Origin of the sequence: Microcoleus sp. S13_C3, from assembly GCF_036700905.1 — a bacterium.
Taxonomy (GTDB): domain Bacteria; phylum Cyanobacteriota; class Cyanobacteriia; order Cyanobacteriales; family Microcoleaceae; genus Microcoleus.
In genome coordinates this window covers 10,247-36,925 of sequence record NZ_JAUBPT010000080.1, presented here as the reverse complement: position 1 = coordinate 36,925, position 26,679 = coordinate 10,247, and the positions used below count along the sequence as shown (strand labels likewise).

10 protein-coding genes are annotated in these 26,679 nt (G+C 47.4%); 3 read left to right on the top strand and 7 right to left on the bottom strand.

The genetic code is table 11. The annotated features are described in order from the left end of the window. A partial coding sequence (locus tag QUA16_RS21160; protein WP_333105594.1) for a DnaB-like helicase C-terminal domain-containing protein occupies positions 1 to 663 on the top strand: 663 nt, incomplete at its 5' end. A gap of 35 nt (positions 664 to 698) precedes the next feature. Here QUA16_RS21160 and QUA16_RS21155 read toward each other — a convergent pair. From QUA16_RS21155 to QUA16_RS21130, 6 genes are all read right to left on the bottom strand, one after another. Next, positions 699 to 1,274 (bottom strand): site-specific integrase, encoded by a 576-nt coding sequence (locus tag QUA16_RS21155; RefSeq protein ID WP_333105592.1) that lies wholly within the window; start codon positions 1,272 to 1,274, stop codon positions 699 to 701. Positions 1,275 to 1,317: 43 nt separating this feature from the next. Next, on the bottom strand, positions 1,318 to 1,500 hold the full coding sequence (locus QUA16_RS21150) for a hypothetical protein (protein WP_333105591.1): 183 nt from the start codon (positions 1,498 to 1,500) through the stop codon (positions 1,318 to 1,320). Positions 1,501 to 1,912: 412 nt separating this feature from the next. Next, entirely contained in the window at positions 1,913 to 2,326 is a 414-nt protein-coding gene (locus QUA16_RS21145; RefSeq protein ID WP_333105590.1) for a hypothetical protein, read from the bottom strand. A gap of 656 nt (positions 2,327 to 2,982) precedes the next feature. Then, the gene (locus tag QUA16_RS21140; RefSeq protein ID WP_333105589.1) at positions 2,983 to 3,378 is read right to left on the bottom strand and encodes an ISAs1 family transposase; all 396 of its coding nucleotides are present in this window, start codon (positions 3,376 to 3,378) and stop codon (positions 2,983 to 2,985) included. Further along, complete coding sequence (locus QUA16_RS21135; RefSeq protein WP_190655493.1) at positions 3,375 to 3,593, bottom strand: hypothetical protein; 219 nt, start codon at positions 3,591 to 3,593, stop codon at positions 3,375 to 3,377. Before QUA16_RS21135 ends, QUA16_RS21140 begins: the two co-directional genes overlap by 4 nt. Positions 3,594 to 3,610: 17 nt before the next feature. After that, a complete protein-coding gene (locus QUA16_RS21130; RefSeq protein WP_333105588.1) occupies positions 3,611 to 3,943 on the bottom strand; it encodes a hypothetical protein in 333 nt (110 codons plus the stop codon). Positions 3,944 to 4,071: 128 nt separating this feature from the next. Here QUA16_RS21130 and QUA16_RS21125 point away from each other — a divergent pair, with 128 nt between their 5' ends. Next, the gene (locus tag QUA16_RS21125) at positions 4,072 to 4,374 is read left to right on the top strand and encodes a hypothetical protein (RefSeq protein ID WP_333105587.1); all 303 of its coding nucleotides are present in this window, start codon (positions 4,072 to 4,074) and stop codon (positions 4,372 to 4,374) included. A gap of 525 nt (positions 4,375 to 4,899) precedes the next feature. Here the strand turns inward: QUA16_RS21125 and QUA16_RS21120 are convergent. Then, positions 4,900 to 5,082 (bottom strand): hypothetical protein, encoded by a 183-nt coding sequence (locus QUA16_RS21120; RefSeq protein WP_333105586.1) that lies wholly within the window; start codon positions 5,080 to 5,082, stop codon positions 4,900 to 4,902. 319 nt (positions 5,083 to 5,401) lie between these two features. Between QUA16_RS21120 and QUA16_RS21115 the strand changes: the two genes are divergently transcribed. Next, on the top strand, positions 5,402 to 26,653 hold the full coding sequence (locus QUA16_RS21115) for a putative Ig domain-containing protein (protein WP_333105585.1): 21,252 nt from the start codon (positions 5,402 to 5,404) through the stop codon (positions 26,651 to 26,653). Positions 26,654 to 26,679: the final 26 nt, after the last annotated feature.

The window sequence follows — 26,679 nt, the reverse complement described above, 5'->3', positions numbered from 1 at the left end:
TACAACATTGCTTCCCTTCCCACGAACGGTCGAGTTTTGATGTTTTCGATGGAAATGCCAGGTCGGGACTTGGCAGCGCGACTAATGGCACTTGAGAGTGGGGTGTCGGTGAAAGATATCAGGAAAGTTAACCTAGCTGGTAAGTACGAAGTCCTAGCTTCGGCTTTAGGGAAAGTTAGCGATGCTGACTTTTGGATAGACGAAAGTTTGGAACCATCTCCCCTAGAGATTCGTTCGAGAGTTAGGGAATTTGTTTGCGAGCGCGGCCCATTGGGTTTGGTAATTGTTGATTACTTGCAATTGATGGTGAATTCGGCGGATGAAAATGTTGTCAATAAAATCAGCGAAATTACGCGGCAGATGAAGATTTTAGCTCGCGAGGTTGACGCGCCGGTTGTGCTGCTTTCTCAGCTCAATCGGGGGGTAGAGACTCGCACGAATAAGCGTCCGAGTTTATCGGATTTGCGTGGTTCTGGTGGAATTGAACAGGATGCGGATGTTGTGCTTGGAGTTTACAGGGACGATTATTACAATCGGGATTCTCCCGATCGGGGAATGGCTGAAATTATTGGATTGAAAGGACGGAATAGCGGAACGGGAACGGTTAAGCTGCTGTTTGATGCTGAATGCTGTCGGTTTCGGAATATCTATAAACTGCCGTAATAGTAAAGGACAGGAAAATATTGAGCTCTGTCGCCTTACTTCAAAAGTCCAATCGCCTTGACAAGCTGTTCCGGCTGTACCTCCAAATAGCGCTGGAGACTCGACAAATTTTTGTGTCCCGAAATCTCCATAATCACCCGCAGCGGCACCCCCGCATTGCTCAAATTAGTCAGCGCCGTCCGCCGCATCGAATGTGTTGAAGCCCCCTTAATTCTTACCCGCTTGCAAGCTTCTTTAAAAATCACATCCGATGCGGCGCGAGTCAAAGGCTTCGTACCCTCTCGCCCCGGAAACAAAAAACCCACATCTGGATTGTAAGCCTTTAAATACTTAGCCAGCATAGGATGGAGCGGCAGCGTTCGCGTTGCTGATTTCCCCTTTGTCGTCGCTTTCCGCAACGTGACTGACCCCCCAACAATGTCGTGAGTTGTTAAAGCTAACGCCTCTGAAATGCGGCAGGCGCAGTAAAAAGTTACAGCAAACAAAAGCCTGTCCCTTGCTGTAATAAAACCCCGGTCAAACAGTCGGTCAATTTCTGCGGGCGTCAAAATCTTAGCGCGCCCATTCCCTTGAACCTTCACGGCGCATCCTTGACGGGTAAATTCCTTCATTATTGGACGAAAGGGAGTTTACGTCAAGTCTGCCTCCAAGCTTTTATCGCTTGATGGGACACTTGCGGGGCGCCGCGCCGAGGATGCCGGAGCCCGCGCCCTTTATTGCAGTTAGATGGCTTTTATTGCTACTCAACTGACTTAAATTCTCAGGCAAATTGATAATTGGCAAGGTGGCGATCGCGTCTATGAGTTCTCGGAAGGTAACAGGTTCAAGGGCTGCCATAACGGCACGAGCAAATAAAACTGGCGCTTATATAATTTGATTATACTATTTTTTGATTCAACTTGCAATTTTTTGTGATATTTTCGTTCCTCCTTAATAAAAAGTTATGAATGTTTGGGAAAAGAGCTTCTCTCACTCATGCAAAAAAAATGCCATTGCAGTCGGCGAGCAAAAGCATTGTTATAAGTTTTGGATGGTAAACAAGCGCGCTGGTTAATTGGTTGGCGATCGAAACTTTTGGTTCACCGTCTTGACGCCGAACGCGCACCTTTACCTCTGTCAGAAGTAGCGAAGGCCCTCCTTGTCTGCAATAACCGCTTTGGGAGCAAGCTTGAGGATGAGAAGCATCACAAATTCTGGAGAATCTTCCAGCCTATTTTTGATTTGAGCCTGCAACCATTCAACAGAGGAATCAGAACCATTGACATGAATGCGAGCAAGCCCAGGGACGGTGCAGCAGCTTTAATGGCGCTGGCAATGAATGCGAGCAAGCTAAGAGTGAAATCAGCGAAGTATTAACGGCAGGAATTGAGGTCGTGCTTGCGCCTGAATGTGCGGCAAAATCAATAGGTTTTGCAGGTTCGTTCGGTGTTTGTTTGCCTGTACACCGATGGCGAAAGCGATGGGTGCTGGCTGGGTTCTCAATTTCAATTGTTGCTCCATTTACCTCGCTGTCGGCACCGTCGGATTGCGCTGCGGCTGTTGCCACATTTACTTCGGTTCGATTGTTTGTGAGTTCTTCCGATTGGGCTGCTTCAGGCTCGTGCAGGAATGCTGAGGCTAAGCATTCATAGGGTGGTAAAAAGGAAAGGCGGAAATAGTACATCGTTGATAGTTGCGATAGTCATCTGAACAAAAAACTCCCAATCAAATTTTTGCGGTAAGCATTGCTAACCTTTTTTAGATTGCAACAGTTGACAACATGGTGCAGCATGGCTATATGGGCTGAAGAACCGGAGAATTAACTTCATCCTTTTGGATGATTAACTGAGGAGAAATCCACCTAATCTGATAATTTATTCAACGGTCCCGGCCTGCTGTACGAGGATCTAAGCGGTTTCAGGAAAGCGAAAAGTTGTGTTTTCTTTCTTTGCGCTCGCCCACACGGACGGGCGCCAATGCGAGGGGACAGTGGCGGGTGAGCGTTCAGTCGCCACAATTAGCACTCTCTGCGGAAAGTGGTTTCAGTAGCTGACTTTTTTAGCCGCTCAAAGGGCGGTAGGCGCGGAGGTTAATCAAAAATTAATCGGACATTACCGAACTGCCACTTCACCCATATCTTGGCACGCTAGTACAGCTCGGCGTAAGTAGACAGACTATATTTGGGGCAGGGCTATTTCATTCTAAATAATTCCTTGAGTGTGTTAAGACCAAAGCCAGCCAGTCGTTGAGCTTGAGCCATATTCTGAAATCCATACTCTCGATATAAATTGAGTGCCAAATTACGCGCCGTTGCCCAGATTTGCACGCTTTGGGGTAGTTCTAATGCGTGAAGCATCTTCTACGCCGGGTCACATCCCGTACATAATGCACTTTATTCTCTACTCCCCAATAACCACGGATTCTTTGTCCAAAAGCTTCTGCTGTATCAACAAATGAAGCTATATAATAGCGGGTTTCTGTGGCATACTCGATGATATTGGCACGATATACTTGTCGTTCTGATTCAACTCTAATCAAGGTCTTGAGTCCCGGAAATTTGGGAAGGTCTGTCAAATCCTGTGTAATACTCACTGTCCTTTTTTCAATACGACCATGACCTTTGTTGATTTTTTGAGCGCTCTGTTGTGATTTAAAACAGCCTTTGACTGCTGTTAGTAATCCAGATTGGTTGCCCTTGAGCGCACCCACGTAATCATTCTCACTGTCAACGGTCACCTGAAGTGTTTTTTTTGGGTGCTAATGGCATCAAAGGCAAAAACCACGCCCTTGACTGCCATCTGTTCGATAAATGCAGGAATTGCTGTGATTTCGTTTGTTTTTGAATCCACCTCATAAGGTTCCAGAATCAAGCCCCGCTCAACAATGTAGGCGCTAACCAGCATAATAGCTGGATGTGAATCCACATGCGGGATCATCGCTGATTGCCTCATATGAACCTCTTACTACTTTACCGTCCATAGCGATTGTTTCTCTTGGCAATGGTTGAACACCAAAAAAACGGGATAAGCAGGCTGAATAACTCTGATACTCTGTCCGCATTCTTGGTGCGTCGAATCGTACTATAAGAAGGAATTCGTCCCTTTGGTGGTTGAAAAAGTTTTACTAATTCGGCTTTGTGCGCTCCCTCGCCAATCCCCAATTGCGAGAAAACCTTTGTTCCCGGCAGCAACTGCAACGCCGTGAACATAGCAAGACAGAGTGCCTGCTGATGGCGCGATCCTGTGTCGCAACGAGTATCAATCAAGTCAGAGAAGGCTTCAACAATTGCAAGTTGCGTCATTACTCAAAACAATTTGAAGGAATATAGCTTCAGCTTATCACCCTTCTCTCAAGAATGAAATAGCCCTGCCTGCACGCTGTTGATTAATAATGAGCATTTTTGTTATAAAATATTTGTAAATAACAGGATTGTTGGGAGAAAGCGTTACTAAATTATCCGCTGCATACCGTCTCTACGCAGCATCAGTTGCAGAAACAATCAGTCTTTCCTCTCTTAAGCGATCGCCAGCGAATGACCCGGAGGAATTTTCCTTAAACTATAAGTCGCCTTCCGGCAAATTGCCGAGGGAATCAGTTGATTCTAAAATGCCTGCAACTGTACCAACAGCAACGGTATTTCCCGGCTCGAGTTTCTCCCAACTCTCAGCAATTGATAATCGTAAAGTTTTACGCTACAGTTTTTTCAAGCAATCCTATCAAAGTAGCGATTAGCGTGCGGGATTCAAGGTATCGCTATCGTTTTACGCGTGTATGCTGCATTCTTCGCGAGCCCGCTTTCCACGAACCGAGGATGCCTCTTTTTGAGCGATCGCTCCCGGGTATAAAATTCACTCTAGTTGAGAGTCAGGTTGCTGACACCGCAGAACTGCTGGATTTGCCCGAAGTGGGTCGGGTGTCCGAGCAGTGAATGACTTTCCAAGCGGTGCTGCCGAGCAAGAGGAAACGGGCGCTTAGGAAGCTTGGAGTGGATTCGTTAATTTAAGTATTTTCCTGCCTGATTTAAGTATTTTCCCGCATGAAAACCGTTACTTTTATAAAGACTTAACATAAGTCAAACAACTCTCAGTAAATATACAGAAATTTCTTCTGACTTGCAGCAGCAAAAACTATAAAGTTCAGTATTGTAACTAATATATTTATAATCGAGTCTAGCCGATAATAAGGATGAGCAACAAGTTGAGCGCAGTCGTAGAAGTAAGCGTAAGTAAAGATTCCTCGAATTTGCTCAACGCCAAATCAATTAAAAATCAAGGGTGCAGCCATGACTTTAACAAAGCCGTTTCGATTGCCTTTTCCCCAAAAAAGTAGCAAAAGCACAAATTTGGCAACTCCTACCTTGACTGTCAATCCTACAACAGACAGTTTTCCAGCTCGACGAACATCAAGCAAAACAATCAATAATAATAGTCCTGGACGCATAGACTCTACTTGTATGATGCGCCGCTCCCCGCCTTACCACTACAGATAGTGTCAAAATTGACCCGTTGAATCGAGGACTGAATAAATTGAGCCTAGGACTGAATAAATTGAGTCTAGGACTGAATAAATAGCGAAAGCGAGTAACAATAGCTTCGCGGGCTACAGTCGTTTAAGGAGTACGGAAGAGCCTTGTAACTCCATTCAAACAGGCGACTCGACCAAAGCGGGAAAATTGCAACTCGCATCTCCTCAAAAAGATAAGTTCCGCATCCAAGCTTACAAAAATATTATTTAACCCTCAAATCAGGAGTGCAAGCGAGTGCCTTTAACAGACCCGATTGGAGAACCTTTAATAGAAAAACAGGAATCCTTAATTCCCGGACTTGCCCCGACAAAGCCCCCTCTGCTGCCGGGAATTCAAACCTCAAAACCTTTATTATATCAAGCTTCGGCAGAATCATCCGAATCCGAACAGCTTAACTTAAACTTAATAGAACCAGCAAGCGAACCCGCATCCGAATTCAGTCTAACAGAAACTGATGCTTTTATTATTAATAAACCCTCCGATATTAACAGCATATCTTCTGCCAACACCAGCCTTCTGATAACTAACAGCACTCTCAGGGATACAACAAATTCTGAAGTTGATCCCCTAATTGGTAAACTCGACTCCGACTTAGGAGACCTCCTAATCAACCCGAATCGAATTGCATCAAATAACGTTTCTTCTGATTCTAATAAATCTGCGACTGACATACCTCCAGTCAACTCGTCAATCAGCAGCTCAGAACTAAATAAAAGCACAGCAGCTACAACCGCTGTTCCCGATGAATTGCTGGAAAATAAAACACAATTATCGCCAACCGCCTCCACAAAATCAGAACAAGATTCGGACAAAACATTACCCGTTGTAACTGCATCTACCACGAGCGAAAAAGCTTCGGACAAAACGCCATTGCCCGCTACCGCTGAAACGACTTCAAAACCCGAAGAACACCAAACGCCTTTATCATCAGAGACTACACTCAAAAGCGAGTCATCACCAAACAAAATATCATCGGCAACTGCATCAACGTCTGACAATTCAGGAGAAAATACAACATCACCCGCAACTGCCTCAGCCACTGAAAACCCTGAACTAGATCGAACATTACCTGCAACTACATCAACGACTGATAAATCTGAACCAGATCGAACATCACCTGCAACTGTATTAACGACTGATAAATCAGAATCCAACAAAACCTCAGTTGCAACTGTATCAACGACTGACAAATCAGAATCCAACAAAACTTCACCTACCGAAATCTCCACCACCAACAACTTAGAGACCGCCACTAATCTAGAACCAAATAAAACCTCAACCCCAGAACCAGATCAAACCTCAACTCCCCCAACCAACGTTAACTTTGACTCAAACGCATTCACTGTCGATGAAAAAGGAATAGTCGGCATACAATTCACATCCGACGGCGGCTGGTATAGCGGACAACTAGCCATCGTCAGCCTACTCGGAATGGAAAAATTCGTTCCCGGTTCCGAGGCCTTCATCAAAGAAGCAGCAAGTCGAGCTTTAAGCAACTCGACAAAGGGCTACATCGCAATTTCTGACGATTTAGAATCCGCATATTACACCGATCCTAACAGCTCAGAAAACCTCAATTCCGGGCAATACCTCGGCACAAAAACATTTGCCATGACGCCTGGAGACAAATTCTTCTTCATGCTAGTCCCCAACGGCACCGTACAGCAAGTATACGACAACCCCGCAATCGGCGACGACAAAAAACCCCTATTTTCAATAGCTACAGACAATCCCAGCGACACCTTCAGTATCGGTCAAATTGCCGACATTACAGGCGAAGGCCAACTCTTCGCCATGGAAGACATGGGGCTAATTCAAGGAAGCGATATCGATTACGATGATATCACATTCCGTGTCACGGGTGCTACATCCAAAATAGTTCCCCTCAGCGAATTAGTTGACTCCTTCTCTGCATCAATTCACTCCCAGTTAGTTCAAAAACTGAAGGGTGAATCGGATAAATCAGAGCCGAAATTTACCCGAGAATCAACTGTTACTAATTCCGGCGATCAATCCCAGGGAGAAACACCATCGATAACTGCTGATAACGACCAACAAAAACCTCAGCCGACAGCAGCAACAGTTGCTAACTCAGACAGCCAAGAATCGCAACCAACAGCAGCAACAGTTGCTAACTCAGACAGCCAAGAATCGCAACCAACAGAAACATCAACATTTGGCAAATCCGATACTGAAGAATCGCAACCAACAGAAACATCAACATTTGGCAAATCTGATACTGAAGAATCGCCAGCCACAGAAACATCAACATTTGGCAAATCTGACAGCCAAGAATCGCCAGCCACAGAAACATCAACAGTTGGCAAATCAGATAGTCAAGAATCGCAACAAATAGAACAAACAGCCTCTCCCCCAGAGACACCCAGTGTTAGCCCTACTGAATTAAATTCGGAAATTGAACTGCCAGTATTAGCAGAATCTCTTGTCAGCGAGTCAGCAGATGCTGAATTAATTAAAACCGACACAACTGCAACTAATCGCATTCCTCAATTGCCGGCTGAAGCCGACTATGCTGTAAATAATGCTGCTTCTCCACCAACCGCTGAAACTCTGCTGATTCCCACTCCCATCGCGTCACAGCCTCCTGCAAAAACATCTGAGATTGCCGATAATTTTGGCGAAGAATTGCCAAGAGAAACCGATGACAATCTTCCTAATGCTGCGTCACAATTGCCGACCAAAATTACTGAGGTTATTCCCGCAGAAAAGGCTGTTGGTACCCTGGAAAGTGACAGGGATGTTACCGAAAAAGCAGCCGAAATTGAAACTGAACAATTTCCCACAACAACCGCTGAGATTATTGCTACAGAAACAGAAAAGGTTGCCGATTTAATTGAATATGACACCACCTTCCCTGAAATAACAGCCGAATTTGAAAGCCAACAATTGGTGACAAAAACCGAGTCAATTGTTGCCACACCCGAAGCGGATGATACGGTTGAACGCGAACTCCCTGTTGCTGAAATAACAGCCCAATTTGAAAGCCAACAATTGCCACCAAAAACAGACGATTTCGCTCTTGCAGAATTCAGGGCGGATACAATTGATACGGACATCGCTGTCACCTTCACAGCAGCAGAATTAGAGACTGAAAACTCCCCGGCAATTGTCGTTAATTCTCTCGATACCGACCCGCTAATTTCCAACTCAAACTCTAGCGTACAAACCGATTCTCCCATACCGACACTTTTCTCAACTCCATTAGAAACAGCAGCAGATACAGCACAGATAGCCTCAGTCGAAACAAGCGTTTCACCCTCAACTCTTAAATTCCCACCCGAACCAAATTCAAACACTTATAATAGCAATTCAACTCCCACAGAAACTACAGAATCCCAGCCCGCATATTCTGATACCGAAATTGCGCCAAAACCCGCAGATGTATCGAGCGGTTGGCTGCCGTTAGAGGCAGAAGAATCGGCTCAATTTTCGGACGGTATTGCAGACAGTCAATCTTATTCCACACAGAGTACAGGCAACTTCCAAAGCAATATCAATTCCCCAACAAATTTATCAATAACAACAACAGCCAATTTACCAATTCCCGGGACTTTTCTTGTAGATAACCGAGGAGAAGTCAGATTTGACTATGTATTTGACGGCGGCTTGTTTGAAGGCGAACTCGGAATTTTCAGCCTGGCAGGAATGGAAGCATTTACACCAGGAACTCCAGAATTCATTGCCGAAGCATTCCGTAGAGTTTTAAGCAATTCCACCGACGGACACATTGTCATCAGCGACTCGATAGAAGGAGCCAAATTCACCGGTTCGATGCCGTTCGACTGGGAGTGGGGCAGCGGCGAATATCAGGGTATCAAAACTTTCAATATGACCCCAGGTGACACCTTTGCCGTCATGTTAGTCCCCGACGGTACAGTGCAGTCATCGCTCGAATCCTTGTATTCGGAAAATTTGTACCCCGAAAATCGCCCTTTGTTCAGTATTGCCAATGCCAATTCCAACGATACATCTTACGTGTTGCCGCTCGCCGACGCAACCGGTACGGGGAATACTTTTGCGATGGAAGATATGTCGGCCGCTAACTCTGACAGCGACTACAATGACCTTATCTTCACAGTGCTTGGGGCAACAGGAAACGCACCGCTGCTTTCTGCAGTCATTAACCCTGACAGAGAGTGGCGCAATACTCAGCTCGGACAGCAACTGATAGAATACGCCAACAGCCAAGTGCCGCCGGAGACAGCCCCCCCCGCAATTGCAGCAGCGCTAGTTAACGACACCGGTTCTAACAGTACCGACGGCATCACCAATAACCCCGCCATCAGCGGAACAATTACCGATGCCAGCGACATTGCTAGCTTCCGCGCCAGTTTTTCGAGGGAGTCTACCGGTATTGAACTTAAAGACTTGCTAACCTCCGACGGCAGCTTTGCACTCACCCCCAACACACTATCCACAGTAAACGGCAACACCTTAACAGACGGCACGTACACCCTATACCTGCTTGCAACCGACTCGGAAGGCAACACCAACACCTTTGAACTCCCCTTCACCCTCGACACGACACCGCCAGAACTAACATTTGGCTTAAACCCAGCTTTCGACACTCCTCCCGTTGCAGACGGGCAAACCCTAGACTCCACCGTCACCTTAACCGGGCAAACCGACCCCGGAAGTACCGTTATTCTAGCTGAAACAGGAGCTATAACTACTGCTGACTCTACAGGACGCTTTGAGTTTGCAGGAGTAACATTAGCTATTGGCAGCAACAGTTTCACCGCCACTGCCACAGACAATGCCGGCAATTCCAGTACCGCCAGCAGAACTTTTACCCGCACCGAAGCTACTGACTCAGGCGTTATATGGCTGGCTGAAGGGACATCCTTCACAGAAAAGTTAGAACGGCCCATTACAATTCCAGCAGTGCCGTCAACCCTTACTGTGAATATCGCCGGTCTCAACTTCGACAGGGCAGACTCCGACTCCATCAAAGATGCTTTTGAAATAGCCTTAGTCGATGCCAGCGGTCGCTCTTTAGTTCACACTGTAGGAACGGGACACAACAGCTTCTTCAATTTCACCGAGGGACAGCCTCCCCAACTAGCAGCAGGCGTTACTTTCAACGGCTCTAATATCAGTGTAAATTTATCGCAAATAGCTCCTGGTACGGCTGCTACACTGCAAATACGGTTGGTCAACAACGACAGCGATACAGCAACCGGCGTCGGCATCACCTCAATTGCCATTCAACCTTCATCGGCTGCAATAGCTCCTGTAACAGCATCGCCCTCCGAGGATGTATCCCCTAACGTACCAGTCAATTTCAATCGATTACAGGACGTTTCGAGCAGTCTGGAAGCAGAATACAAACAGACTTCATTCAATTCAAGCAGCAAAATTCTTTACGCTGATTTAGCTGTAAAAAATGCGGGTCAGTATCCGGTGCGGGGTACGCTTTTGGTAGGGATAAACAATATTAGCGACCCAACGGTGCGACTGTTGGATGCGGACGGAATGACGCCGGAAGGAATTCCTTATTACGACATTAGCAAACTGGTTGGTGACGGCATTTTAAAGCCGGGGGAACTGACATCAACCGATACGTTAAAGTTTTACAATCCTCAAGGAGTTCAGTTTAGTTACGATTTAGTATTTTTAAGCCAGTTAAATCAAGTTCCACAATTTAAGGCGACACCAAATACGGAAGCTTTGGTGGGTAAAAGTTACGTTTATACTGCAATTGCCGTTGATGCCGATGGGGATGCGCTGACTTATTCCTTGTTGGAAAAACCGTTGGGGATGGAGATAGATGCTCAAACCGGAATTATTAGTTGGAATCCGGTTGCCGGAGATATTGGAAATCACGCGGTGACGGTGGAAGTGGGAGATGGGAAAGGTGGAGTGGCTAAACAAAAGTACGTGCTTTCAGCTATTAATCCGCCACCGAATCGACCGCCGATTTTTACTTCGACGCCAGTTGTCGATGCAGCCGTCAATGTACCTTATACTTATGACTCTCACGGAGTAGACCCCGACAGCGATACAATCGGCTACAAACTGATTCTCGGCCCTGAAGGGATGAAAGTTAACCCCCAAACGGGACTTGTAGAATGGACGCCACCAGCCGTTCTCGTGCTGGGAGATACGGTACTGGGTAAAATTAGCTTGCCAGGGGAAAGCGACGAATTTACCTTCAGCGGCACGGCCGGAGAGCGCATTTACATAGATCCGCTGCAATACAGCGGTGCTGCTGGAAATTGGAAATTCGACATCCAAAGCCCCAGCGGTCAGAATGTATCGACTGGGGACTTAAACAGCAACAAAATCCTCAACCTGACAGAAACCGGCAATTACCGCATAGTAACATCAGCCATCGGCGACACCACCGGCAGCTACGGTTTCAGCGTTATCGACCTCGGTTTAGTACCCGCCGTTCGCTTCGATACCACCATCAAAGGTACCCTCAGCCCCGGTTCGGAAGACGACGTATTTCGCTTTACCGGCAGCAAAGGTCAAAAGCTGTTCTTCGACAACAAAACCAACACCGGCGGCTTCGATTGGGTACTCTACTCGGCCGACAACAAAGACATCCTGTCTCGCGGTTCGGGAGCAGATATGGAACGGTACTTGCCATCGGACGGCGAGTACGTGCTCGCCATCAGGGGCAACTCCAGCTTTACCAGCACCGTCGATTACTCGTTCGAGATTGTCACGCCCGACGACATCACCGCACCCATCGTCCCCGGCAGCAACGCCTCGCCCAACAGCGTTTACGGGGAACTCAAGGAAAAAGGCGAAACTGATTTCTACACCTTTACGGGAGAAGTCGGACAGCGCATTTACTTCGATCGGCTGTTCTACAATATCCCGAACCCCGAATGGTGGTTGGGAGAGAACGCAGCGAAACTGATCGCCCCCAGCGGTACCTCCCAGGGGATTCGCAATCTCCAGTACGCTGACGATGGAGAACCGATTACTTTAAAGGAAAGCGGCACTTACCGCATAGAAATTGACGCCATAACAGAAAACACGGGCACTTACAGCTTTAGCGTTCTCGACTTGAATGCTGCAACGCCCCTGGAGCCAGATACCGACATCAGCGGCACCCTCAACTCCGGCCAGGAAACGCATTTGTATCAGTTTGCAGGCCTCAAAAACCAGCGCCTCTTTTTAGATACACCGGGGGGAACTGCAAATACAAACTGGACTCTCTACGATTCGGGAAACAACCAAATTCGTCACGCTGACCTGAATACCGATATCGAACAGGTGCTGTCTACCTCCGGTACTTACACGCTAGCAATCAGGGGCAACAACGGCAACACTCCGGTTAACTACTCGTTCAAAGTAATTACCCCCGACGTGCAACCTGGGACTCTGGCATTTAATGTCCCAGTTTCGAGTTCCATCGGCGAAAAAGGCGAGCAGGACGTTTACACCTTTACCGGTACCAAAGGGCAGCGGGTGTTCCTCGATACGCTGATGGAGACGCCAAACAACAAGGCTACTTTAGTTAGCCCCAGCGGCACCAAAGTCATCGACGGCTACAACTCTCTGTTGTATGCGGACGGATATTGGCGGAGTCCTGTCATTTTGCCGGAGAACGGGACCTACTCGCTGACCGTTGACGGTTCGGGAGAATCGACCGACAGCTACAGCTTCCGACTGATAGATATCAACGCCGCGCCAGTCTTGCAAAAAGATGCCCCAAGCCCGACCTCCGGCACGCTAGATCCTGGGAGCGCGATACAGTTCTATCAATTTACAGGAGCCAAAGGCGATCGGGTTTACTTCGACAGCCAAGAAAACTCCCCCAACACCAATTGGCACCTCTACAACTCCAACAATAATGAACTCAGTGAAGTAGCACTTGCAAGCGATTTTGAATACGTCCTACCCGGAGACGGCAACTACTACCTGATGTTGCGAGGAGAAAACAGCACGCCCGTCAACTACAAAGTTCAGCTAGTTACCACGACGGATTCCCCCAGCCCGATAGCGTTGAACAGCTTAGTTAGCAACAGCATCGGCAAGCTGGGCGAACAAGATATCTACACCTTTACGGGTACTGTCGGTCAAACGCTATACTTCGACCCCCGCATCGGCAACAGCAATATCACCGTTAAAATTGAGAACCCCAACGGTAAAGTGGTTCTCACCGGCAACACCGGTTCGGACAAGGAACCCTTCACCCTCACCGAACCGGGTACTTACAAAGTGACCGTTGACGGCAATACCAATACTATTGGGGATTACAGCTTTTTTCTCAAAGACACAGCACTTTCCTTACCGTTGGCAAGCCCTTTCAACGGCACTCTGGCAGCCCAAGAAACCGTCCTGTACAAAGTAGACGGTACGGCAGGGCAGCGGTTGGTTTTCGACAGTCAGAACCCGAATTCCGGTGGGGAGTGGGTGCTGTACGCTCCTCAAAACCTGCTGAACCCTGACTACTACTATGAGAACAACAGAGCCGGCTGGGCAAACCTTAACAGCGACTTCACTCGCACGTTGCCAACTGACGGCACTTACATCTTGGCCCTGCGGAATACATCAGTAAACCCAGTCCCCTATAACGTTCTTGTCAACAGCACCCTACCACCGTCAACACCCAATAGCGGACTGGGAGTGTTGCACGACGGTACGTTATCGGTACCGGGCGAAGTGGATGACTACTCCTTCACAGCCGCATCTGGAACGCTAATTTATTTTGACGGCCAGGGCAATGACTGGACAAAGCGAGTTAGACTTTACAATCCAGACGGCACAGAGTTTTTTACCAACCTAGACAACCAGAGCGACTACGGTGCTTATCAACTAACGCAAACAGGTTCCTACAAGCTACAAGCCTACGGTTATTACAGCGACACCACCACGGGCAATTACAGCTTCCAATTGGTTGACCTCAAAGCATCGCCAACACTCGGCTTAAATGCCCCGCTCGATGTCCCCTTAAATCCTCGCGAAACTAAAGCATACAAATTCACAGGGGCAGCCGGTCAAAAAGTTTGGCTCGATGGTTTAAATACTAGCAATCCCAACGTCACGGCAAGGCTGTTAAATTCGAGCGGGCGGGAAATTGCTTCTAATACTAATTTGCAAGGCGATACTACATTGCAGACTTTAGAAGCTAACGGCGAATACTATTTGGTGCTGCAATCAAATAATACCTCAGCAACTACAGCCAGCTTCCGCCTGCTAGACAACAGCGCAGGCGCAACATTTTTACCGAACTTAGATAACAGTAATATATTCGGCAATTTCGGTACGAGCAAACTAGAAACTGTACTATACAAGTTTCAAGGCTCAGAAAACCAGCGCCTATATTTTGACATCACTGACGGGGATTGGTACAATTACTACCAGCTCTACAGTCCCGACGGCAAGCAGCTTTTTTCTCAATACGGAGGCTGGGATTACGAACTAAAACTACCCAATTCCGGCGAGTACCTGTTAGCTTTTACTGGTAACAACCAAACTAATAACAATTACGGTTTGCGGATAATTACTCCAACAGATGTTACATTGCCTTTGCCAATCGGTAATACGGAGTCTGGGGAAATTACCAAAGCCGGCCAGCAAAATACTTATACTTTTACGGGTACCGAAGGTCAGCATTTGTGGTTCGATAGCCTAGCTGCTGCGGGCAATATTACCGGTACATTGTATAGCCCCACAGGAGTACAATTGTGGAGTCAAGGCGTTGGGGCAGATCGCGAACCGACTGTCTTGAATGAAACCGGTGCTTACCGCTTTGTAGTAGATGGTAATGCAGATGCCACGGGAACTTACAGCTTCCGCTTTCTCGACTTAGCTGCGGCAAATCCCACAACTTTAGACGCGAATATTGAAGGTAATTTCGGGACTTCTAAGCGCGAAGCGCACGTGTATAAATTCGCAGGAGCAGAGGGTCAGTCAGTCTATTTTGACCGCACAGAGGGCAATTCTTACAACTCATACTACCTATACGCTCCCGACGGTCAGCGCTTATTGTTCCAATATATTTACAGCGATTCTGATTTAGTAAAGCTCCCAAGTTCGGGCGAATACACTTTAGTTTTCAGTGGCAACGAGCAACCAGACAACAATTACAAGCTGCGGGTGGTAACGCCAGATATCGTTACTCAACCTCCTCACACAATTGGCAATTCGATTAAGGGAGAAATAAGCGAAGCCGGAGAATACGATACCTATACTTTCACCGGGAGTCCCGGTCAAAAATTGTGGTTTGACAGTTTGTTCGCTTCCAGCAACATCACTGCTTACTTGTCTTCCCCAACCAAAAAAGATATTTGGAGTCAAAATGCTGGTTACGACCACCAATTAACAGATTTATTAACTTTAGATGAAGCTGGAACTTACACTCTAAAAGTAGACGCTTCTGGAGACAGCACAGGCGCTTATGAATTCCGCTTCCTCGACTCAATTCAAGCAAACACTACTTTATTAGACTCACCGATTGAGGGTAATTTTGGTACTGGCAAACAATCTGCCAATGCCTACAAATTCACTGGCAATAAAGGTCAACCTCTCTATTTTGACCGCAGTGACCGCATTGACTACAACGATTATTATAATTCTTATTACCTCTACGACTCTTACGGCAAGAGAGTTTTGGGTCAAAGTTTATCTTATGACTATGAATTGTCTGCTTTGCCTAACGAGGGTGAATACACTCTAATTTTTGCAGGAAATGACAGACCGAACAATAATTATTCTCTCAAAATAGTCACGCCCGACCTGATTACTACTCCTTACCAAATCGGCGATACTGCCAGCGGTACAATTAGCGAAGCTGGAGAACAGGATATCTATGCTTTTACTGGCACTATAGGTCAAAAACTGTGGTTTGACAGCCTGGAGAATTCATCAACAAATCTGACATTAAAATTAGTAGACCCTGATGGAGTAACGATTTTCGGCGACTGGTATAACACTCAATATGCCAAGGACGATAAAGAACCTGTAATTCTTACCAAACAAGGCAATTACAAGCTGATTGTAGATGGTAATGCTGACAGTGCGGGAGACACCTACAGTTTCCGCTTGCTCGATTTGGCGGCTGGCGAACAATTGACTTTAGACAGTCCTATTTCGGGCGATTTCGGCAGCAGCAAGCGCGAAGCTAAAGTCTACAAGTTTCAAGGTGCAGAAGGCAGCTATTTGTACTTCGATTTGACAGCCGGAGATCCCTACAATTACTATTATCTTTACGACCCCTACGGCAAACGCCTGACCTATCAAGGATTGGGTACTGATTACGAACTGGCTTTGCCGTTAACGGGCGAGTACGCATTAGTTCTATCCGGTCAGGATAGACCTAATAATTACGGATTAACAGTGGTGATGCCTGAGTTAAAAACAGTACCTTTAACTCTCGGACAAACAGTTACTCAAAGTATCGATAAAGCAGGTGAAAAAGACACCTATAGTTTTGAAGGAAAGGTTGGAGAAAAGCTGTTTTTTGACGGTATAACTGGGAACGGCAACTTGTCGGTACAACTCTACGATCCTTTTGGCAACTTAGTTGTTGACCCATCAGGCTATCCAATAAGTAACCGCAGTACAAATAGTGACTGGCTGCCACAGGCTTTGACTGCCAACGGAACTTACCGCTTAGTAATTGATGCCAGCAACAATACCACAGGCAATTACAGTTTTAAATTGAGCGATTTGACCTCTTCTTCCCCTCTGAATTTGACTTCCCCCAATACTGGCACTGCTGAAATAGGGGAAGTTGATTTGTATCAAATTATCGGCAGTCAGGGTCAAGTATTAAACTTCGATTTAAATGCTGCTGCGTGGAACAATGGAAATTGGGTGCTCTACGGACCTGACAACAAAGCAATAGCCACCCCGCAAGGGAATTCGCCAGATTTTCTCGTAGCGCTACCGACAGCGGGTTTGTACACTTTAGCCGTTACCGGAAACAACACTTCACCCGTCAGCTATAGTTTCAGGGCGACCGACATTACGCCAGCACCGACTGCCAGCACGGGACTCAATTCTACAATTAGCGGCACGCTAACAGCCGGCAACCCTAAAAATTACAAATTCACCGCCAATGCCGGCACACAGATATTCTTAGACAGCATCAACAATAGTAACTGGGAAATCAGGTCAAGCCTAATTGCCCCCGATGGTAGCAAAGTATTCGACAACCAAGACAGTCGCTACAATACCCTACCCAAAGTATTGCCGCTTTCAGGGGAATATACTCTGCAAATATACGGCTATTACCCATCTTCAAATGGTAGCTACCAATTCCGCATCGCCGAGTTGCCTAACAGTCTCAGAAGTCCCACAACTAACTACTTAGAAATAGGCAGCCCCGTATCGGGAACGCTGTCCGGGACTGAGGCAAAAGTTTATACTTTTGATGGCGTGGAAGGACTGCGGGTAGCTTTCAACGGCATAGTGGGAACTAATGTCTCTGCAACTTTATACAGCCCGACAGGGGAAGCAGTATTTACCAGAGGTAATTTCCAGTCCACTGACTTCCCACCAGTCACTCTGACTCAAAACGGTTTGTACCAACTGGTAATAGAAGGGGAACAAGCGAGCAATCAAAACTACTCGTTCCAACTCCTAGAACTGTCCTCTGCTGCTTCCATGCCCTTTAACTTGCCAGTAACGGGTGCTTTAACAAACGGACAGCAGAGTAAATTTTACAAGTTTGAGGGCAATCAGGGCGATCGCTTGTTCTTCGATTCTATTGTCGGCAATTATTCAAACCTTTGGAAGCTAATCGGTCCCGACAACAAGTTGGTTCCCGGCGGCAATAATTGGCTCGGTAATGATTTGGAAGTGGAACTGCCAGCCACGGGAGAGTACGCTCTGTTAATAGAGGGCGGGACTTCGAGCGCTCCGGTCAATTACCAATTCCGGGCTCTGCGCTACGAGAAAACGGCTTTCTCCGATATCGTGACTCCGGGAACGGGGGAAACGGGCAGCAATACGGGCGGTTCGACTGGCTTGTATTCCGTTAAGCTCGAAGCGTCAGACGGTCAAGGCGGCAAGGATATCCAAGAATACAACATTCGAGTGTGGCCCGACCCGACCAACAGCAATCCGGTTATCGTCAGCGAACCGGTGCAGCGCTTCGGACTGGACGATAAGATTTACCGCTATCAGGTGGCTGCTGTTGACCCCGACGGCGACCGACTCAAATACCGCTTGGTTGACGGCCCGCTGGGAGCATTGATTGACGGCGATAGCGGAGAGTTGCTGTGGTTCCCGGAAAATATTGCGGCCGGAAGCAAAGCTGACTTTACCGTGGAGGTGGCAGACCCGCGCGGTGGTAAGGGCTTGCAAAAGTTTACCGTGGATGCTTACGGTGCTTTGGGTAAAATTCAGGGAGCCGTGTTCGACGATTTAAACGGCAACGGTTTCCGCGATTCTAAATTAGTTAAAGGTAACAATCCGGCGATTGTGGTGGCAATTGACGTTTCTGGCAGTACGGCTGCTCCGTTTGATGGCCCGGCTGGAGTAGATGACGTTCTCAAGGCTCAAGTCGCCGCCACCCTAACTCTGATCGATACATTAATAGCTCAAGGTTTGGGCGATAGAGTCAATATCGGCTTGATTCCCCACAAAGACACCGCCCAAATTCAAGATATGGACCCCGCAACGCCTGGGGTTCAGCCCTACACGACGCCCCTGGCAGATAAAAACAACAACGGCATCCCCGATATCCGGGAAATCCTGGCAAGTGACACTTACACCATTCCCAACGGTCACAACGATTTTACTCGTGCCGTAGAAGCTATCGACCAATTAGTCCCCTATATGCCGGGAGACAAAAATATTATCTTCATGTCCGACGGCTACGGCGCCCTCGATGCCACAGTCTCCGCGACCGTAAGGGCAGACCTCACAACCAAAGGCATCGGCTTGACAGCCTTCGGTATCGGCCAATATTCAACCCTGGATACCATCAAAAAACTCGACCCAGAAGCAGTAATACTGAGCGATATAGACCAGTTAAGCAGCGTTTTCGGCGGTTTCGACCCCCGCTACACCATCGAGCCCTTAATGGAAAACGTGCCAGTCTATCTGGATCTTAACAACAACGGAGTGCTAGATCCAGACGAACCGAAGCAATTGACCAAAAAGGACGATTCCGAGTCAATTTTGGGTCAAACAAACTATCAGTTTACCTTTGACAACTTAGTGCCCGGTACCTACAAAGTGCGGGCTGTAGCGCCAAGCGACTACATACAAACTGCACCCAGTTCCTCAGTTTTTACAGATACAGTCACGGCTGCGGGACAAACATTCACTCATTTATTCGGCGTCCACAAAGATTCGCAAGAACCTGTGAATTCCGACCCCACCTTCCTGACAGTAGCGCCTCCCTTCGGGCTCAAAGCCGGGGAACCCCTAGTTTACAGGGCTTTGGCCTCCGACCCCGATGCCGACGAAGTGACTTACAGCTTAGTTCTCAACCCTCCAGGAATGAGCGTTGACCCGAAAAACGGCACTGTAGTTTGGACTCCGACAGCAGCCCAGGTCGAAGAATATTATAAAGAATTGCGGGCAACGCGCGATCGATTGATTGCTTTTGGTCGGGGAGATTCGGCACCTTCTACGGTGAAATTCAATGTCGTTTTGCGCGCCACTGACGGCAAAGGCGGTCAAGCTTTGCAGTACGTCGAAGTAGAATTGATACCGCCCAACAATCCCCCGCTGTTTGCCTCCATACCGCCGTCGGACTTGCAACCTCAAATCGGTAAGCGATTCGAGTATCGCGCAGTAGCCGCGGATGCCGACGGCGACATTATTACCTACGCGCTGTTACCGAACGCGCCTGCTGGTATCACAGTCAACCCAACTACCGGATTGGTAACTTGGACGCCGACAGCCGGACAATTGGGAACGAATTCTTTCACAGTTAAAGCCACGGATGGAAAGGGTGGCGAATCCAAGCTGGAAGTGCCGCTGCGGGTAATTGAGGCGATTCCCAACCGCCCGCCGGACATTACTTCTGACCCCCGCACTTCAGCCCGCACCGGCAGCGGTTATTTCTACAAACTCGCTGTAACTGACCCCGACGGCAACCCCATCAGCTTTACATTAGTTTCCAAACCCGCTGGGATGACCGTTGACTCAGAAGGTTTGGTAGCTTGGACTCCGACTGCTGCCCAAACAGGCCCGCAAACAGTGTCTGTTTCGGTTAGCGACGGACAAGGTGGAACCGACACCCAATCATGGACTGTCAACGTATCGAATTCCACCGCCAACCGACTTCCCAGCATTACTTCAGTACCGGATACCGTTACCAACTTAGAAAAAGTTTACCGCTACCAGCTAACAGGAACCGACCCCGATGGAGATTACTTGCTCTGGAGTCTTGACAGTGCGCCCAAGGGTATGGTAATCGACACAAAAACAGGGGGTTTGAGTTGGCAACCAACCAGCGAACAAATAGGAGAACATACAGTCGCCGTCCGGGTAACTGATAGTTTGGGTTCCTATACAGGTCAAGAATTCAGCTTAAAAGTAACGGGAATTAATACGCCGCCTGCGATTGTATCCATTCCAGTCACGATTGCTGGAGTCAACGGAACATACAAATATCAAGTATTTGGAACTGACCCAGAAAACGATACCCTGCGCTACAGTTTGGGAACCAAACCGGATGGCATGAAGATTGATGCCAGAACTGGTTTAATTGAATGGACTCCGGGTGCTAATTTTGTAGGTTCTCATACTGTTGAAGTTTTAGCAACCGATACCCAAGGTGGGGTGGGAAATCAGAAGTTTGCGGTGTCTGTGGGAACTGCTGCCGTCAACCTGCCTCCAACAGTAGTTTCAACTCCTGTATTTGCAGCATCTTTGGGTTCTCAGTACAGCTATCGGGTACAAGCAACTGACCCCGAGGGTGGTAGTTTAACTTATCAGTTATTAAAAGCACCAGTGGGGATGGCAATAAATGCCGCAACTGGATTGCTAACTTGGGATAACCCGACTGCTGGAAACCATCAAATAGTAGTGGGCGCTGCTGATGCTGGCGGTTTGGGGGCGGCGCAAGGTTTTACCCTGACTGCGAGGGCTAATTCTACACCGATTGTTCCTGCTGTTCCTGTTGTTCAGTCGGCGGTTGTTGGTTCTACCTATCGTTACGATTTAAGGGCGACTGATGCTGAGGGGGATTTGCTTGCTTATTCTCTGATACAGTCGCCGTCTGGAATGACTGTTGATGAATTCGGCCGCATTAGTTGGATGCCTCAAGCAACTGATGTCGGTACGACGGGGCCGGTGCAAGTTGCTATCACCGATACTTTTGGCAAGACTGTTTCTGTTTCTTACAATTTAAGTGTTGTCGCGGATACTTCCGCACCTAAAGTCAATATTGTTGCCAGCAAAAATACAGCTAATCTCGGAGATTCGGTCACATTTACCGTCAATGCTGTCGATAACGTGAAAGTTGAATCTTTGGGTTTGACTATCAACGGCACTCCTGTAGTTTTGGATGCACAAGGTCAAGCATCTGTCAAGGTAAATAATTTAGGCAGTATTACGGCAGTTGCGACAGCAAAAGATAGTGCTGGGAATGTAGGGAATGCGACTCAAACTGTAGCAGCAATTGACCCCACCGATGTCAATGCGCCTGTTATAAATATCGCCCTGGAAGATGATGCAGAAATCACTGCGCCATTCAACATCACCGGCACGATTTCTGACAGCAGTTTAGCTTACTATACATTGGAAGTAGCCCCAGTCGGTGGCGGGCAAATTCCGGGCGATGGCGGAGGATTTAAGGAGGTTTATCGCGGAACGACTGCTGTCAGCAACGGAACGGTTGCGACATTCGACCCGACTGTTTTGGCTAACGGCGCTTACGTTCTCAAATTCACTGCATTTGACGCTAACGGTAACGGTTCGACTACTGAAAGGACGGTGAATGTTTCGGGTGATTTGAAGTTGGGCAATTTCCGCTTGTCGTTTACTGATTTAACCGTTCCAGTTGCGGGAATTCCGATTAACGTGACTCGGACTTACGATTCTTTGAATGCGAATTCCAGCGATGATTTTGGCTACGGCTGGCGGATGGAGTTCCGGGATACTGATTTGAAGACTTCTTTGAAGGCTGACCCGACTTCCGACGAGGAGTTAGGGATTAATACGGTTCCTTTTCAATCGGGAACGAAGGTGTTTGTGACGTTACCTGGTGGTAAGCGGGAGACGTTTACTTTTAAGCCGCAATCGCATCATCTGAATCAGTATTTAGGGGCTGCTGGGCCGGGGGCTGCGATGTACAAGCCGGCTTTTGAATCTCAAAAGGGTTCGACGGTGACTCTGACGGTTAAGGATGCGAATTTGATACGGAATGAGTACGGCGATTATTACGGGGTGAACGGGCAGCCCTTCAATCCTGAGAATCCGGCGTTTGGCAGCATCTACGTGTTGACGACGAAGGAGGGGTTGGTTTACGAGATTGATGCGAAGTCTGGGGATTTGCTGACTGCTACTGATGCGAATGGGAATAAGCTGACTTTTAGCGATGCGGGGATTGCTAGCAGTTCGGGTAAGTCGGTGACTTTTGAGAGGGATGTTGCTGGGAGGATTGTCGGTGTTGTTGACCCGGATGGGAAGAAGGTTAAGTACGAATACGATGCTAAGGGGGATTTGGTTGCCGCCACCGACCAAGAACAAAATAAAACAGAATTTGTTTACAACACCGATCGACCTCACTATTTAGAAAAAGTCATCGACCCGCTAGGAAACACGGGAGTCAGAACTGAATACGATGACAAAGGTCGCTTGAAGAAAATAATTGACGCAGACGGCGACCCCGTAGAGTTGATTTACGACCCAGACAACTCAATTCAAACCGTCAAAGATGCTTTCGGCAATCCCACTACCTATGTCTACGATTTGCGCGGCAATGTTGTCAAACAAGTCAATGCGTTAGGTCAAGAAACTAACTTCAAGTACGACGATAACAACAATTTAATCGAAACAAAAGATGCCGCCGGATTGGTAGCAAAATACACCTATGACGCTAGCGGCAATCTCTTATCCCGTACCGAACCCTACTGCGGCTGTCCGGGTACGGTGCCTGGAATCACTAACTACACCTACAATAAATACGGTCAGCCTACCTCCATTGTCATGCCAACAGGGGCATCCATAAAAATGGAGTACGATCGCGCTGGCAATATGCTAAAAATGCGGGATGGACTCGGCAATGTCATCCAATCCTACGTCTACGATTCCCAAAGTCGAGTCGTTCAAGAAACCGATACCTTCGGCACTACTTACTACGGCAATTTCGATGCTTTTGGCAATCCCCGCTGGATGAAAGATGCGTCGGGTAACGAAACAACAATGACTTACAACGCTAAAGGTTTGTTGGAAACCATGACTGAAAATGGCGTTACTTCCACCTTCTTTTATGACGGATTGGGACGGCAAACCAGAGCTGACTACGGTGACGGTCTGTGGGTAGAATACGATTATGAAGGAGCTGGAGCAGATTGGACGACTGTAGAAGCCCCAACTATCGGCCGCATCGAACGCAAGTTTACGGATGACGGGAAGTTGGGAGGTTGGGTGACGAACGGCGGCGGCGAAATTAAATTTACCTACAATGAAGCAGGTCAGTTGGAAACGGAAACTGACCCTAACGGTAGCGTTACCCGGTACGGCTACGACCAAATTGGCAGGGTTAAAAGCGTCAAAGATGAATCGACGGGGGTGGAAACTATCTACCACTACGACGCGCTGGTAGGCGTTGACCCCGACCCAGGCGTAGCAGATAATTTGATAAGTAAGTTAGCAGGAACAACTGTGGTTTTGGATGCCAACACCCGCTACACGACCAGCTATACTTACAACTCTAACGGTCAGATGAAAACTATGACTGACCCGCGCGGTCAGGTCTGGAAGTACCGCTACAATTCCAATGGAACGACAATTATCGACCCGTTGGGAAGAGAGACAACTTCAGTACAGTCTCCTAATTACTTGCCCGTTGAAACGATTTATCCCGACGGAACCAAGTCGAAAGTTGAGTATCTTTTCAGCAACAACTTGCAGGAAGCGAAAGACTATCCGACTCGAATTGTAGACCGGGGCGGCAATGACCGCAAGTTTACTTACGATGAGTTGGGACGGTTGAAGACGGTTACGGATTTGGGCGATGCTGTCTATACTTATCACTACGGTGAAAGCGGGTTGGAACGAGTGACGGGACCGAATCAAGCAACTTTGCTGTCTTACCAGTATGAGGATGGAAACCTCAAGAAAATTATCTATCCCGATGGCGGTGAAAAGGAATTTATTTACAATGCCGTCACGAATCGTTTGTCACAAATGAAGTTGCCCAGCGGAGTAACTGTAAGTTACGAGTATGATGCGGCGGGACAGGAAAAGCGCAGGGTTTCAACCTTGGATGGGGAAGTTGTTTCTAACTGGGATGCAGAAACGGGTCAACTGTTAAGCGTGACGGATTCTACGGGAACGACTGCTTATCACTATGACTCTGATACGGGTGCGCTTGCAGGCTTAGATTATCCTAATGGTGGCAGCATTCGTTACGAACGCGACGGTTTGGGTCGAGTTGAGAAAGTTGCGGTTAAAGCTGATAAGAATGCGCCTGATTCTACTGCTTACACAACTGAATACAGCTACGATGCGAATGGCAATGCGGATAAAGTGAAGGCAACTTCTCCCGGCGGTCAAGTGTTAGAAACTGCGATGGTTTACGATGCAGTAAATCGTCTCAAAGAACGGACTTTGCCGAATGGGGTGAAGACGGTTTACCAGTATCAGGATAAGACGGATTTGGTTGAGAAGATTACTCATTTTGCTCCTGATGGGGTGACGGTGTTGGCGTCTGTTGCTTACGAACGAAAAGGGATTGGGGAACCGACTAAGATTACAAGGGAAGATGGTTCTTACGTGAGGTTGGAGTACGATACTGCGCTGCGGGTGGATAAGGAAACTTATTACAGTGCAGCTGGGGTTTTGTTGCAGGAGATTAATTACGATTACGATGCTGCTGGAAACCGTCAGGTGGTATCGAATGGTTTGGCGGCGGGGACTTACAGTTATGAGAATGTGAATCAGCTTGCACAAGTAACAAATGGGTCGAATGTGGAGACTTATACTTATGATGCTGGGGGACGGGTGGATGTTGTTAATAGAAATGGGGTGATTCGGGATTTTGATTACAATACTGATAATTTGATTTCGCAGGTGAAGGATGCTGCGGGCAATGTGTTGGTTGAGTACGATTATGATAGTTCGGGACGGAGAGTTGAGGTGAAGAGTGCAGCGGGTGAAAAGGATTATATTGTTGCGCCTTCTATGGGTGATGGCTTGGAGTCGCCGCAGTTGGTGATGGATGGGAATGGTAATGCTTTGGGTGCTTATGTTTATGCGGGAAATCAGCCGTTGATGCGGTTTGATGGCAGCGGGAATCCGGTTTATTATTTGACGGATGCGATGGGTTCGGTGATTGGGTTGGCTGGTGCTAGCGGTCAAGGTGTTGCTAAGTTTAATTATGATAGTTTTGGCAACCTAAAAAGTTCGTCTGGGACAGGAGCTTCTTTACCTGGTAATGCAGGTGGGGATTTCCGGTTCCAGGGACAGTGGTTGGATGATGCGACTGGTTTGTACAATTTCCGGGCGCGGTATTACGATCCAGAAACGGGGCGGTTTATGAGTTACGATCCGATCGATTTGATTGAGATGGAGCCGGAGAGTAGCAATCCCTATCAGTTTGTTTACAACAACCCTCACGTTTATAGCGATCCGACTGGGATGTTTTCGATTATGGAACTTAATGCAACAATAAGCGTACAAGATGCACTTAGTGCTCTAAAAACTTATGCTAGCAACGAAATCAAAGGCTACTTTAAAAATAAAATAGGCGAAGCTATGGCGGATTCATTCACTGGAATTGTCAAGCGTCTTCTGCCCTTCGCTGGTTTTGAGTTAGACCAGCTTCCTGGGCAATTCAAAGATGGCACTAAGTTTGAGAATTTCCTTAAAGGACAAATTTGCGGAATCTTTAATAGTGTAGGCGGACCTTTTCTAAATCGCTTGTGGTTAGAGCCGGGCGTAATACAAGATGGGACACCAAGCCACCCAGGATTAAATTGCCAGGAATTATTCATTAGTGCAGACAGAAAAGCTTTTGGTCAATTAAAAAATATTGCGGGTTCGCGACCCGACTTCATCTTCAAAGAAGGCTCTCCTATGGATACAAATAATAAAGCTTATCTAATTGGAGATGTCAAATTAACTTTGCATGCGGCGCTGAAAGATATAACTGGTATAGGAAAGAAAAATTCTCCCTCTAAGCAGTGGACAGCCATTCGAGCATATGCTGAGAAAAACGTATTCCCAAAAACGGCTCTTTATATTACCTTCAAACATGAAAGTAGCGGAGGAGGTAAACTTTCCGCTCAAGAAGAACAACAAGCAATTGCAAAAGCGGCAAAGAGTGCCTTCGACAAAGGAGTGTTACTGATCCTTGCTAATCTTGTTGATTAACTAATTTTTTAGGGATATTAAAAACC

Coding starts and splice junctions, on each gene's coding strand:
- QUA16_RS21130 (WP_333105588.1), bottom strand. CDS start 3,943: ATGACGCAACTTGCAATTGTTGAAGCCTTCTCTGACTTGATTGATACT.
- QUA16_RS21135 (WP_190655493.1), bottom strand. CDS start 3,593: ATGAGGCAATCAGCGATGATCCCGCATGTGGATTCACATCCAGCTATT.
- QUA16_RS21155 (WP_333105592.1), bottom strand. CDS start 1,274: ATGAAGGAATTTACCCGTCAAGGATGCGCCGTGAAGGTTCAAGGGAAT.
- QUA16_RS21120 (WP_333105586.1), bottom strand. CDS start 5,082: ATGCGTCCAGGACTATTATTATTGATTGTTTTGCTTGATGTTCGTCGA.
- QUA16_RS21150 (WP_333105591.1), bottom strand. CDS start 1,500: ATGGCAGCCCTTGAACCTGTTACCTTCCGAGAACTCATAGACGCGATC.
- QUA16_RS21145 (WP_333105590.1), bottom strand. CDS start 2,326: ATGTACTATTTCCGCCTTTCCTTTTTACCACCCTATGAATGCTTAGCC.